Genomic DNA, 12,440 nt, shown 5'->3' on the forward strand with positions numbered 1-12,440 from the left:
CTGCCGAAGGGCTACCAGTTCCGGAAGATCGTCTTTCCGCAGGCGCTGCGCTCGATCATCCCGAACTACGTCAACCAGCTCATCGGCCTGATCAAGGGCACCTCGCTGGTCTTCTACGTCTCTCTGCTCGACCTGTTCGGCTCGGCGCAGACCATGGGTTCCACCTACCCCGGCGACATCGTGCCGCTGCTGCTGGTCGTCACCGTCTGGTACCTGATCCTGACCAGCGTCGTCTCCGTCGTCCAGTTCTACGTCGAGCGGTACTACGCCCGCGGTGCCATTCGCAGCCTGCCGCCGACACCGCTGCAGAAGCTCCGCACCGGGCTCACCGACCTGCGGGCCCGCATCCGCCGGGAGGCCGCCGTATGACCGCCGACACCATCGAGGCCCTGGCGGACGTCGAGGCCGCCACCGTCGAGGTCCACGACGTGCACAAGTGGTACGGCACCCATCGGGTGCTGGACGGCGTCGACCTGACCGTCCGCCCCGGCGAGGTCACCGTGATCCTCGGCCCCTCGGGCTCCGGCAAGTCCACCCTGCTGCGGGTCATCAACCATCTGGAGAAGCCCGAGATCGGCCACGTCAGCATCAATGGCGAGCTGATCGGTGTGAAGCGACAGGGCGAGAGGCTCAGGGAGCTGAGCGAGCGCGCCATCCTCACCCAGCGCGGGCGGATCGGCTTCGTCTTCCAGAACTTCAACCTCTTCCCGCACCTCACCGTCCTGGACAACGTGGCCGCCGCCCCGGTCGCCACCGGCAGGCTCGGCAAGCCCGAAGCCCAAGAGCTCGCTCGCGAACTCCTCGGCCGGGTCGGCCTCGGCGACAAGACCGGCGCCTACCCGCGCCAGCTCTCCGGCGGCCAGCAGCAGCGCGTCGCCATCGCCCGCGCCCTCGCCCTGCGCCCCGGCGTCATCCTCTTCGACGAGCCCACCTCCGCCCTCGACCCCGAACTCGTCGGCGAAGTCCTCGCCGTCATCAAGGACCTGGCGACCAGCGGCACCACCCTTCTCATCGTCACCCACGAGATCGGCTTCGCCCGCGAGATCGCCGACCGGGTCGTCTTCATCGACAGCGGCAAGATCATCGAGCAGGGCCCTCCCTCCGAGGTCCTCGACAAGCCCCGGCACGAGCGGACCAGGGACTTCCTCAGCAAGGTCCTCTGACCCGCCGCACCCTTCAGACCTCCCCCCCACGCCACCCTCATCACCTCCAGCGACAAGGAACGGCCATGCCCACCCAGTTCACCCGACGCAGCCTGATACGCGGCATCACCGCGGCGACCGCCGTCGCCTCCCTGGCTACCGGGCTCGCCGCCTGCGGTGGCAACAGTGACGCGGCCACCTCCACCGACAGCCCCAAGTCCGGCGAGGTCGTCATCGGACAGGTCTCCAACGGCGCCGCCAAGCAGACCTCCATCAAGGTCTCCGAGGTCAAGTCCATCAGCGCCGAACTGCCCGCCGCCGTCAAGAAGAGCGGCAAGCTGGAGATCGGCATCGGCGCCCTGCCGGCCGGCTTCCCGCCGCTGGCCTACGTGGGCAGCGACCAGAAGACCCTCACCGGCGCGGAACCCGACTTCGGCCGCCTGGTCGCCGCGGTCCTCGGCCTCCAGCCCGAGGTGAAGAACTCCACCTGGGAGAACCTCTTCGTCGGCATCGACAGCGGCAAGGTCGACGTGGCCTTCTCCAACGTCACCGACACCGAGGAGCGCAAGAAGAAGTACGAGTTCGCCTCCTACCGGCAGGACAACCTCGCCTTCGTGGTGCCGAAGAAGAGCACCTGGAACTTCGAAGACGACTACGAGAACCTCGCCGGCAAGACCGTCTCCGTCAGCTCTGGCACCAACCAGGAAAAGATCCTCCTGGAGTGGAAGGCGAAGCTGGCCAAGGAGGGCAAGAAGCTCACCGTCAAGTACTTCCAGGACAGCAACAGCGTCTACCTCGCCCTGTCCAGCGGCAAGATCGACGCGTACCTGGGCCCCAACCCCGGCATCGCGTACCACAACCGCCAGGTCGCGAACACGCCCAACGCCACCCGCACCGCAGGCACGTACTCCGGTGCCGGCGCGAGCCTGCAGGGCCTGATCGCGGCGACCGCGAAGAAGGACAGCGGCCTGGCGAAGCCGCTCGCCGACTCCATCAACTACCTGATCAAGAACGGTCAGTACGCCGAGTGGCTCAAGGCCTACAACCTCTCCAACGAAGCCGTCGCCGAGTCCGAGGTCAACCCGCCCGGACTGCCCCTCGACAACTCCTGACCATCGCGTGACCGGACTCCACCGCCGCCTCGCGGTGGAGTCCCCGCGCGCCGGACACCCCGAGCCGCACCCCGGAGACTGCCACACCATGTCCGTGACCAGCATCGACGCCAGCTCCTCGCACTTCCTGGACAACCCCGCCTGGGCCGCGCTCGCCGGCCCGCACGCGCACTTCGCCGAACGCGTCGGCCACGCCGCCCGCTACCAGCAGGACGTGGCTCCGTTCCACGCCCTCTCCGACGAGGACGACCCGCGCGCCTGGGCCGACCTCGCCGCACTCGTCGGCCCTGGCGGCACCGCCGCGGTGCGGGGCGTCACCGAGGCGGCGGTGGGCTGGGAGGTCGTGCGCACCGGACACGGCGTCCAGCTCGTGGACACCTCCCTGCGCGCGGGGCCCGACCCTGAGGCCGTACGGCTCGGTCCCGACGACGTGCCCGAGATCCTCGACCTGGTCGCCCGCACCGAGCCGGGCCCCTATCTGCCGCGCACCGTCGAACTGGGCACCTACCTCGGCATCCGCCACCAGGGCCGGCTGATCGCAATGGCCGGCGAGCGGCTGCACCCGCCGGGCTGGACGGAGATCAGCGCCGTGTGCACCGACCCCGCCCACCGCGGCCGGGGCCTCGCTACCCGTCTGGTCCGTGCGGTCGCCGCCGGCATCAGGGAACGCGGCGAACGCCCCTTCCTGCACGCCGCGGCCACCAATGCGAACGCGATCCGGCTGTACGAGTCGATCGGGTTCACCCTGCGCCGCCGTACCGTCTTCTCGCTCGTCCGGCACACCGGGGCAGCCGCTCTGGAAGAAACGGCATAGCCGTGCCGTTGTCCTTGTCGAAGGTGAGTGCATGGTCCGCTCGGACGGAGGTGCGACACGTGACACGTGTACTGCGTGCCGTCCGCCTCCACTCCCGGCCCCACATCGACTTCCAGCGCGTGGCCGGCTCCCTCTGTAGCTCCTGACCCCGTTTCCCTAGCCGCCGTGTGCCCCGACTCCCGCGGGCCGGCGATCTCGTACGGACCTCCAGGAAGGCACCCTCGTGTCCGCAACTCCCGCTTCCCCTCTGCACCTTGCTGTGGCTCTCGACGGCACCGGCTGGCATCCCGCCTCCTGGCGCGAGCAAGTCGCCCGCCCCCGTGACCTGTTCACCGCCGGCTACTGGGCCGACCTGGTCGCCGAGGCCGAACGCGGCCTGCTCGACTTCGTCACCCTAGAGGACGGACTCGGCCTGCAGTCCTCGCACTACGGTGAGCCGGACGGCCGTACAGATCAGGTCCGCGGACGCCTGGACGCCGTACTGATCGCGTCCCGCATCGCACCCTTGACCCGGCACATCGGACTGGTGCCGACCGTGATCACCACCCACACGGAGCCGTTCCACATCTCCAAGGCGATCGCCACCCTCGACTACGTCAGCACCGGCCGGGCCGGCCTGCGCGTGCAGATCTCGCCCCGGCCGCACGAGGCCGCTCACTTCGGTCGCCGCACCTTTCCACCGATCAGCCTGGAGGGCATCCAGAGTCCGGCCGGGCAGGAACTGCTCACCGACCATTTCGATGAGGCCGCCGACTACGTCGAGGTCGTGCGCCGGCTCTGGGACAGCTGGGAGGACGACGCGGAGATCCGGGACGTGGCCACTGGCCGCTTCATCGACCGCGACAAGCTGCACTACATCGACTTCGAGGGTAGGCACTTCAGTGTGAAGGGCCCGTCCATCACCCCGCGCCCGCCTCAGGGCCAGCCGCTCGTCACCGCCCTGGCCCACCAGACGGTCCCGTACCGGCTGGTGGCCCGCCAAGCCGACGTCGGCTACGTCACGCCGCACGACGCCGGCCAGGCCCGGGCGATCGTCGCAGAGATCCGCGCCGAGCAGGAGGCGGCCGGACGCGCCGGTGAACTCGTGCACGTCTTCGGTGACCTGGTGGTCTTCCTGGACGACGAGCCGGCTGTGGCGGAGGACCGCCGTGCACGTCTCGACGCCCTCGCGGGGGAGCCGTACACAAGCGACGCCCCCATATTCGCCGGTACGCCCGCCCAACTTGCCGATTTTCTGAAGGAGTTGGCGGTGGAAGGGCTGAGCGGCTTCCGGTTGCGGCCCGCCGTCGCCGGGCACGACCTGCCCGCCATCTCCCGGGGGCTGGTGCCCGAACTCCAGCGCCGGAGCGCCTTCCGCACCACCTACGAGGCCGACACCCTGCGCGGCCTGCTGGGCCTCGCCCGCCCCGCCAACCGCTACGCCGCCGCCACCGCCTGAGCCGGAAGGACCGCACCCACCATGAGCAAGCCGCTGAAGCAGATCCATCTGGCCGCGCACTTCCCGGGCGTCAACAACACCACCGTGTGGAGCGACCCGAAGGCCGGCAGCCATATCGAGTTCAGCTCCTTCGCGCACTTCGCACAGACTGCCGAACGCGCCAAGTTCGACTTCCTCTTCCTCGCCGAGGGCCTGCGGCTGCGCGAACAGGGCGGCAACATCTACGACTTGGACGTCGTCGGCCGCCCCGACACCTTCACCGTCCTCGCCGCCCTCGCCGCCGTCACCGAACACCTCGGCCTGACCGGAACCATCAACTCCACCTTCAACGAGCTCTACGAGGTAGCCCGCCAGTTCGCCAGCCTCGACCACCTCTCCGGTGGCCGCGCCGCCTGGAACGTGGTCACCTCCTGGGACGCCTTCACGGGTGAGAACTTCCGCCGCGGCGGCTTCCTGCCGCAGGGCGAGCGTTACTCCCGGGCGAAGGAATTCCTGGCCACGGCGGGCGAGCTCTTCGACTCCTGGCAAGGCGACGAGATCGTCGCCGACCAGGCGACCGGCGTCTTCCTACGCGACGCGAAGGCAGGCTCCTTCGTGCACACCGGCCAACACTTCGACATCCACGGCCAGTTCAACGTCCCGCGCTCCCCGCAGGGCCGTCCCGTCATCTTCCAGGCCGGAGACTCCGACGAGGGCCGCGAATTCGCCGCATCGAGCGCCGACGCCATCTTCAGCCGCTACGCCACCCTCGAAGGCGGCCAGGCCTTCTACACGGACGTCAAGAACCGCCTCGCCAAGTACGGCCGCCAGCATGACCAGTTGCTCATCCTGCCCGCCGCTTCCTTCGCCCTCGCCGACACCGACGCCGAGGCGGAGGAGCTGGCCCGGGAGGTGCGCCGCCAGCAGGTCAGCGGGGCCACCGCCATCAAGCACCTGGAGTTCGTCTGGAACCGCGATCTGTCCGCCTACGACCCTGAAGGCCCACTGCCCGACATCGACCCGGACGTCAGCGACAACCACATTTCCAAGGGCCGCGCCCAGGTCCGGATGTACCGTGACCCGCTGGCCACCGCCCGCGAGTGGCGCGAGCTGGCCGAGGCGAACAACTGGTCCATCCGCGACCTGGTCATCAACACCAGCACCCGCCAGAACTTCGTCGGCTCCCCGGCGACCATCGCCAGGACCATCAACGACTACGTCCAGGCCGACGCCAGTGACGGCTTCATTCTCGTCCCGCACATCACCCCGACCGGCCTCGATGACTTCGCCGACAAGGTCGTCCCGCTGCTGCAGGAACAGGGCGTCTTCCGCACCGACTACGAGGGCCCGACGCTCCGGCATCACCTCGGCCTCGCCCACCCGGACGAGGCGTCCGACGAGCGGGCGGCGTCGTGAAGTTCCTCGCGATCACCTTGATCGTGCATCGACCGGACCCGGTCACCGGGGTGCAGAAGTCCACACACGACCGGTTCCGCGAGGTCCTCGACAACGCCCTGCTCGCCGAGGAGCTGGGGTTCGACGGCTTCGGCGTGGGGGAGCGGCACGAGCGGCCGTTCATCTCCTCGTCCCCGACCCTCGTACTGAGCCATGTGGCCGCCCTGACCAAGCGGATCCGCCTGTTCACGGCCGTGACCACGCTCAGCCTGCTGGACCCGGTCCGCGCGTACGAGGACTACGCCACCCTCGACCATCTCTCCGAAGGCCGCCTCGACCTGATCATCGGCAAGGGCAACGGCGCCGCCCAACGCGACCTGTTCCACGTCACGCCCGAGGACCAGTGGGACCGCAACGCCGAGAGCTACGAGGTCTTCCGGAAGATCTGGCGCCAAGACAAGGTCACCGCCGACACCCGCTTCCGTCCCCCGCTGACCGACGCCGAGGTGTGGCCGCGGCCGTACCAGCAGCCGGTCCGGGTCTGGCACGGCCGCGCCACCAGCAAGGAGTCGGTCGACCTCGCCGCCCGCTACGGCGACCCGCTGTTCTCCGCCAACGTCACCAACCCCATGGAGCCGTACGCCGAGTTGATCCGCCACTACCGCGAGCGCTGGGAGTTCTACGGCCACGAACCGGCGCGGATCGCCGTCGGCGCCGGCACCGCGGGCATCTACGTCGCCCCCACCTCGCAGGAGGCGCTCGCCGCGTACCGGCCGATCTTCGAGGCCAACCTGGCCTTCTTCAAGAAGGCAGGCCTGCCGGTGGTCTTCGAAACCCTGGAGGACTTCGTCGAGCGCAGCTCGGCGCTGATCGGCAGCCCGCAACAGGTCGTCGACAAAGTGCACCGCTACCACGAGCAGTTCGGCCACACGGTCGTCCACCTGCACGCCGACGCGGGTGGGCTGCCAGAGTCCCAGCACCGCGCCTCCCTCGAGCTGTTCCAGTCCAAGGTCGCCCCGTGCTGCGCCGCGAGATCCCCGACCCGCCGTTCGCTTGGGGCCCCGTGCTTCCGGCATCACCGCTCACTAAGGAGTCCGTCCGTGTCTGACATCTCCCTCGGCGTCCTCGACCTGGTCCCGATCTCCTCCGGATCGACGGCAGCCGATGCCCTGCGCAATTCCCTCGATCTCGCACAGCAGGCCGAGCGCTTCGGGTATGCCCGCTACTGGTTCGCTGAGCATCACCTCAATCCCGGCGTGGCAGGCACGTCACCCGCCGTCGTCCTGGCGCTGACCGCATCCGCCACCTCCACCATCCGGCTCGGCTCCGGGGCCGTGCAGCTCGGGCACCGCACGGCGCTGTCCACCGTGGAGGAGTTCGGCCTGCTCGACACACTGCACCCGGGCCGCTTCGATCTGGGCCTGGGCCGCTCGGGCGGCCGCCCGCCGGGACAGCCGGCCACCCCCTTGTCGACGGCGACCCCCGTCGTCGACGGCCGCACCCCGAACGGCCTGCTGATCCCACCCCGCTTCTCCTTCGAACATCTGCTCGGCTCACCCCGCATCGCGCTGCAGCGCAGGCTGCTCCTGCTGCCGGGCGCCGAGTCACAGGACTACGCCGAGCAGATCGACGACATCCTCGCCCTGCTGGCCGGCACCTACCGCTCGCCGGAGGGCGTCGAAGCGCACGTCGTGCCAGGGGAGGGCGCCGACGTGGAGGTGTGGATCCTGGGCAGCAGCGGGGGTCAGAGCGCAGAGGTGGCGGGCGGCAACGGTCTGCGGTTCGCGGCCAACTATCACGTCAGCCCGGCCACGGTCCTGGAGGCGGTGGAGGGCTACCGGTCCTTCTTCCAGCCCTCCGAGTTCCTCGACAAGCCGTACGTCAGCGTCTCGGCGGACGTCGTCGTCGCAGCGGACGACGAGGCGGCCCGTGAACTCGCCACCGGCTACGGCCCATGGGTGCGCAGCATCCGTACCGCCGAGGGCGCCATCGAGTTCCCGACGCCTCAGGAAGCGCGCGCCCACGAATGGACCGACGAGGACCGGACCCTGGTCCAGGACCGCCTCGACACCCAGTTCGTCGGCTCGCCAGGCCGGGTCGCCGACCAGCTGGAACAACTGCAGGAGGCCACGGGCGCGGACGAGTTGCTCATTACGACGATCACCCACGACCACACGGACCGGGTCCGTTCGTACGAACTGCTCGCGGAGGAGTGGCGCCGACGGGGGCACTCCTTCCAGTAGTGAAGGCCCGCGCCGCCGACGTCACCCTGGAGATCGGCAACCAGACCTTCGCAGTGACCGGCGCCCGCGCCACCGCCGCATCCGAGGGCCTGCCGCTTCTGGCGCAACGTCCGCACCCACACCCTCCACGCCCCTGTCGCCCACAAGCGGCCAGTGGTCGGGCGCTGGGTCATCGAGGGCGAACTGCCCGAACCGACCTGGTACTCCTGACCACCCCCCCAGAGCGCCTCCCAGGCGGAGGCGCCCCCTTCTCCCCTAAAGAGGACCCATGGCCACCGTCCTGTCCGTCTCCGGCAGCCCTTCCGCCTCCTCCCGCACCAACCGCCTGCTGCGCCACCTGGACCAGCGACTGACCGCTCAGGGGCACGACGTCGTCCCGCTCGACGTTCGCACCATCCCCGCCGAGGCCCTGCTCGGCGGGGACTTCCGGCATCCGGCGATCGTCGAGGCCACCGAACTGTTCGCGAGCGCCGACGGCGTCGTCGTAGGAACACCCGTTTACAAAGCGTCGTACTCCGGAGTCCTCAAGGCGCTCCTCGACCTGCTGCCGCAGTACGCACTCACCGGAAAAACGGTCCTCCCTCTCGCCACCGGCGGCTCCACCGCGCATGTCCTAGCCATCGACTACGCCCTGCGTCCGGTCCTGAACTCCATGGGTGCCGCGCACATCGTGCAGGGCTGGTTCACCCTCGACAAGGACATCACCGCCCACGACGACGGCTCGATCACAGTCGCACCGGCCGCCGCCGAGGCGCTCACCCAGGTCGTCGACCATTTCTCACTGGCGCTGGGCCGCACCCCGCTCCTGGCCGCGGCGAGCTGAGGCCATGACCGCACACGTCATCACCGACGGCGCCGAGGCCGTCACTGTCGCGTCCGCCCCGAGCAACGAGTTCCGGGCGGGCGCCTCGGCTCGCGACGCCGAACGCCGGCTTCCCCGCGAGGAGCTGCACCGGCTATCCGCCGCGACGCCGACGAACGTCCCCTGATCGCACCCCAGATCGGAGCCCCGAGTGTCCCTCACCTTCCACTGGTTCCTGCCGACCAACGGAGACAGCCGCCACGTCGTCGGCGGCGGCCATGGCACCCCCGCCACCGAGTCCGGGCGCGACCGGCCGCCGACGGTCGCCTACCTCAGCCAGATCGCCCGCGCCGCCGAGGACCTGGGCTTCGTCGGCGCACTCACGCCGACGGGCGCCTGGTGCGAGGACGCATGGCTGACCACCGCGATGGTCAGCCAGAACACCCAGCGGCTGAAGTTCCTCATCGCCTTCCGGCCTGGCTTCGTCTCACCGACGCTCGCTGCGCAGATGGCCTCCACCTTCCAGCGGCAGACCGGCGGACGGCTGCTGCTCAACGTCGTCACCGGCGGCGAGAGCCACGAGCAGCGGGCCTACGGAGACTTCCTGGACAAGGACGCGCGCTACCGCCGTACCGGCGAATTCCTTGAGATGGTACGAGGGTTGTGGGAGGGCAAGACCGTCGACCTGCGAGGCGAGCACCTCCATGTCGAGGATGCGAAGCTCGCCCGGCTGCCAGACCCGGTCCCCGAGGTGTACTTCGGGGGCTCCTCGCCGATCGCGGGAGAAGTCGCCGCCAAGCATGTCGACGTCTATCTCACCTGGGGCGAGCCGCCCGCCGCCGTCGCGGAGAAGATCGCCTGGATCCGGGCGTTGGCCGACAAGGAGGGTCGTAGCGTCCGCTTCGGCATCCGCCTGCATGTCATCACCCGCGACACCTCCGAGCAGGCCTGGGCCGAGGCGAACCGGCTCCTGGACGGCTTCGACCCGGAGGCGGTCAAGGCCATCCAGGCGGGCCTCGCCCGCAGCGAGTCCGAGAGCCAGCAGCGCATGCTGGCCCTGCACGACGGCGGCAGCCGTGACCGCCTGGAGATCCACCCCAACCTGTGGGCGGGCATCGGCCTGGTACGCGGTGGCGCGGGCACCGCCCTGGTCGGCAGCCACGACGAGGTCGCCGAGCGGATCGGGGAGTACCACGCTCTCGGCGTCGACGAGTTCGTGCTCTCCGGTTATCCGCACCTGGAGGAGGCGTATTGGTTCGGCGAGGGAGTTCTGCCAAGACTTCAGGCGCAGGGCCTGTGGCAGCACCCGTATGGACAACAAGCCGCCCCCTCGGCTCAAGTGCCGTTCGCCGGCGCCGGGGGCCAGCGATGACCACGTGATCGCGGCGGAGGTCGGGAGCGCCCATGTGATCGCTGACGACGCAGAGACGGTCGTCGTCGCCGAGTTGGCCGCCAAGTTCGCCCGCGAGGCCGCGCAGCCGCGACAGGCTCCTGGCCCCGTCCGGCGGCGCCACGCTCCGCGAGTGCCTCCACGGCCCGGTTGGCAGCCTTCGGGGCCGGGACGACCGCCCGGCCGCGCGCCATCGCGAACTCGCCATCCGGGAGCGCGAATCAGCCGGAGCGTCCGTGTATCCCTAGTTTCCCTATCGAATCACTAGGGAAGTCTTGACGGTGGTCGAAGAGGGGAGTGAGGATGATGAAGCCGACGTCTCTCGCGCACCGCTGCACTCCCACGCCGCCTTGCCGGGCATCGCGTCGTCCTCGGCCCCCTGAAGGAAGACGCCATGACAACAGCACTGAGGTGCAGTGACAGTCGCAGTCGCATGAAGCGGGTCCGGATATGACGGTGACGGCCGACGAGGTGAGCGACGCGGGAGCCGGGCAGGCCGACTGGCTGCACATAGCCCGTGAGATGGCGGACGACCTGGCCACGGACGCGGCCGAGCGCGAACAGGCCGGCAAAGCACCGCTCGACGAGGTCGCACGGCTGCGCGAGTCGGGGCTGCTGACATTGTTGGGACCGGCCGAGCAGGGGGGAGGAGGTGCGGACTGGCGCACGGCCTACACGGTCGTCCGGACCGTCGCCGCGGCCGACGGGGCCATCGGCCACCTGCTGGGCCACCACTACTTCCTGTCCTTCACCGCCCGTTTCTTCGCCGACCCCGCACGTGCCGCCCGTGTCGAGCGGGAGTCGACGGAGGGGCAGTGGCACTGGGGAGGCGGTATCGCCTCACACGAACCGCCGCTCATCCTGACTCCCACGCCGAGCGGATATCTGCTGAACGGCTACCAGAGGTACGCCACCGGCGTCGGGATCGCCGACCGGCTGGTGGTCCGAGCCGCCAGGTACGGCACGGGTGAGCCGCTGGCCGTCCTCGTCGACCCCACCCACCCGGGTGTCGTGAGCGGCAGCAGCGGGGACTGCTTCGGCCAGCGGCTGGAAGCCGGTGGCGCCGTGGAGTTCGACTCCGTGCCGGTAGCGGCGGACGATGTGTTCGGCTCGCTCTCGCCCGACGAGGGCGTCCTGTCACCCTTCGCCTCTCTTGCCGTGCCGACCGCGCGCCTGGTCTCCGCGCAGTTCTGTCTCGGCATCGCCGAGGGGCTGCTGGACGAGGTCCACGAGCACGGAAGGGCCGTGCGATCGCCCTGGCAGCCCTTCTCGCCCCAGTCCTGGCCGGGAGGTCCCCCGCAGGATCCGTACGCGCTGACCGTGTACGGCGAGCTCGCCGTCGTCGCGCGTGCCGCGTCCGCTCTCGCCGACCAGGCGGTGGATGCCCTGTTGCGCGGCCTCGCGCAGGACGAGGATCTGGACGACGAGGAGTGCGCGGAGATCGCCGTCCTCGCGAGCGTGGCCGAGGCTGCGGCCTCCCGGGCCGCGCAGGAGATCACCAGCCGTGCCCTGGAGGTCGTCGGAGTCGAGGCCGCTTCCATGCGGCACGGATTCGACCGCTTCTGGCGTGACGCCCGGACCCACACTCTGCGTGAACCGGCCGCTCACAGACTGCGTGAGATCGGGGACTACTTCCTCAACGGTGCGCACCCGTCCTTCATCCTTCCTGCCTGACGGCGCAGCCGGTGACGGGCGGACCCCGCAGTGATGGATAATCGCGGCATGCGGATCTCGGCGCGGGCGGACTATGCGGTGCGAGCGGCCCTGGAGCTGGCCGCGGCAGGGGACGAGGCCTCCCTCAAGGCCGAGGCGATCGCCGCGGCGCAGGGCATCCCGCACAAGTTCCTGGAGGGCATCCTCGGCGACCTGCGCCGGGGTGGTCTCGTGGTCAGCCAGCGGGGCGGAAAGGGTGGCTACCGTCTCGCCCGCCCGGCTGGCTCGATCGCCATCGCGGACGTCATCCGTGTGGCGGACGGCCCCCTGGTGTCGGTGCGGGGGGTGCGCCCACCCGAGCTCTCCTACTGCGGCCCCGCGGAGTCGCTGCTGCCGCTGTGGATCGCCGTACGGGCCAACGTCCGCAAGATCCTCGGCGAGGTCACCCTGGCCCAGGTGGCCGCGGCCAAGC

At 69.9% G+C, this 12,440-nt stretch carries 12 protein-coding genes and 2 pseudogenes; all 14 read left to right on the plus strand.

All coding sequences use genetic code 11. The features are described from left to right. A partial coding sequence (locus IE249_RS39380) for an ABC transporter permease subunit (RefSeq protein WP_229859875.1) occupies positions 1 to 369 on the plus strand: 369 nt, incomplete at its 5' end. Next, entirely contained in the window at positions 366 to 1,163 is a 798-nt protein-coding gene (locus tag IE249_RS33665; RefSeq protein WP_189711027.1) for an amino acid ABC transporter ATP-binding protein, read from the plus strand. The genes IE249_RS39380 and IE249_RS33665, both read left to right, overlap by 4 nt. A 65-nt stretch (positions 1,164 to 1,228) precedes the next feature. Beyond that, positions 1,229 to 2,254: an ABC transporter substrate-binding protein gene (locus tag IE249_RS33670; RefSeq protein WP_189711029.1), complete on the plus strand. Its 1,026-nt coding sequence runs from the start codon at positions 1,229 to 1,231 to the stop codon at positions 2,252 to 2,254. An 88-nt stretch (positions 2,255 to 2,342) separates the two neighbouring features. After that, positions 2,343 to 3,068, plus strand: coding sequence for a GNAT family N-acetyltransferase (locus IE249_RS33675; RefSeq protein WP_189711071.1), 726 nt, complete (start codon positions 2,343 to 2,345; stop codon positions 3,066 to 3,068). A 223-nt stretch (positions 3,069 to 3,291) separates the two neighbouring features. After that, positions 3,292 to 4,506: an LLM class flavin-dependent oxidoreductase gene (locus IE249_RS33680; RefSeq protein WP_189711031.1), complete on the plus strand. Its 1,215-nt coding sequence runs from the start codon at positions 3,292 to 3,294 to the stop codon at positions 4,504 to 4,506. Between the two features lie 21 nt (positions 4,507 to 4,527). Continuing rightward, entirely contained in the window at positions 4,528 to 5,901 is a 1,374-nt protein-coding gene (locus IE249_RS33685) for an NtaA/DmoA family FMN-dependent monooxygenase (protein ID WP_189711033.1), read from the plus strand. Then, positions 5,898 to 6,988 (plus strand): annotated as a pseudogene (locus IE249_RS33690) (LLM class flavin-dependent oxidoreductase). Before IE249_RS33685 ends, IE249_RS33690 begins: the two are co-directional and overlap by 4 nt. Beyond that, entirely contained in the window at positions 6,981 to 8,123 is a 1,143-nt protein-coding gene (locus IE249_RS33695; RefSeq protein ID WP_189711035.1) for an LLM class flavin-dependent oxidoreductase, read from the plus strand. The pseudogene IE249_RS33690 and the gene IE249_RS33695 overlap by 8 nt, the downstream one beginning before the upstream one ends. Next, positions 8,123 to 8,333, plus strand: a pseudogene (locus IE249_RS39920) (acyl-CoA dehydrogenase family protein); the annotation flags it as partial. The gene IE249_RS33695 and the pseudogene IE249_RS39920, both read left to right, overlap by 1 nt. 58 nt (positions 8,334 to 8,391) lie before the next feature. Next, positions 8,392 to 8,946 carry an NADPH-dependent FMN reductase gene (gene ssuE / locus IE249_RS33700; protein ID WP_189711037.1) on the plus strand — a complete coding sequence of 185 codons (555 nt, stop codon included), beginning with the start codon at positions 8,392 to 8,394 and terminating at the stop codon, positions 8,944 to 8,946. Between the two features lie 4 nt (positions 8,947 to 8,950). After that, a complete protein-coding gene (locus IE249_RS33705) occupies positions 8,951 to 9,112 on the plus strand; it encodes a hypothetical protein (protein ID WP_373304529.1) in 162 nt (53 codons plus the stop codon). A gap of 24 nt (positions 9,113 to 9,136) precedes the next feature. Next, on the plus strand, positions 9,137 to 10,297 hold the full coding sequence (locus IE249_RS33710; protein ID WP_189711039.1) for an LLM class flavin-dependent oxidoreductase: 1,161 nt from the start codon (positions 9,137 to 9,139) through the stop codon (positions 10,295 to 10,297). Positions 10,298 to 10,765: 468 nt separating this feature from the next. Continuing rightward, entirely contained in the window at positions 10,766 to 11,989 is a 1,224-nt protein-coding gene (locus IE249_RS33715) for an acyl-CoA dehydrogenase family protein (protein WP_189711041.1), read from the plus strand. A 48-nt stretch (positions 11,990 to 12,037) separates the two neighbouring features. Beyond that, on the plus strand, positions 12,038 to 12,440 hold a 403-nt coding region (locus tag IE249_RS33720), incomplete at its 3' end, for an RrF2 family transcriptional regulator (protein ID WP_229859876.1).

The organism is Streptomyces anandii JCM 4720, from assembly GCF_014650655.1.
GTDB lineage: Bacteria > Actinomycetota > Actinomycetes > Streptomycetales > Streptomycetaceae > Streptomyces > Streptomyces anandii.

Bases quoted from the DNA above. Each gene is read 5' to 3' on its own strand.
- IE249_RS33705 (WP_373304529.1), top strand. From the start codon at position 8,951: ATGACCGCACACGTCATCACCGACGGCGCCGAGGCCGTCACTGTCGCG.
- IE249_RS33715 (WP_189711041.1), top strand. From the start codon at position 10,766: ATGACGGTGACGGCCGACGAGGTGAGCGACGCGGGAGCCGGGCAGGCC.
- IE249_RS33675 (WP_189711071.1), top strand. From the start codon at position 2,343: ATGTCCGTGACCAGCATCGACGCCAGCTCCTCGCACTTCCTGGACAAC.
- IE249_RS33670 (WP_189711029.1), top strand. From the start codon at position 1,229: ATGCCCACCCAGTTCACCCGACGCAGCCTGATACGCGGCATCACCGCG.
- IE249_RS33665 (WP_189711027.1), top strand. From the start codon at position 366: ATGACCGCCGACACCATCGAGGCCCTGGCGGACGTCGAGGCCGCCACC.
- IE249_RS33685 (WP_189711033.1), top strand. From the start codon at position 4,528: ATGAGCAAGCCGCTGAAGCAGATCCATCTGGCCGCGCACTTCCCGGGC.
- ssuE (WP_189711037.1), top strand. From the start codon at position 8,392: ATGGCCACCGTCCTGTCCGTCTCCGGCAGCCCTTCCGCCTCCTCCCGC.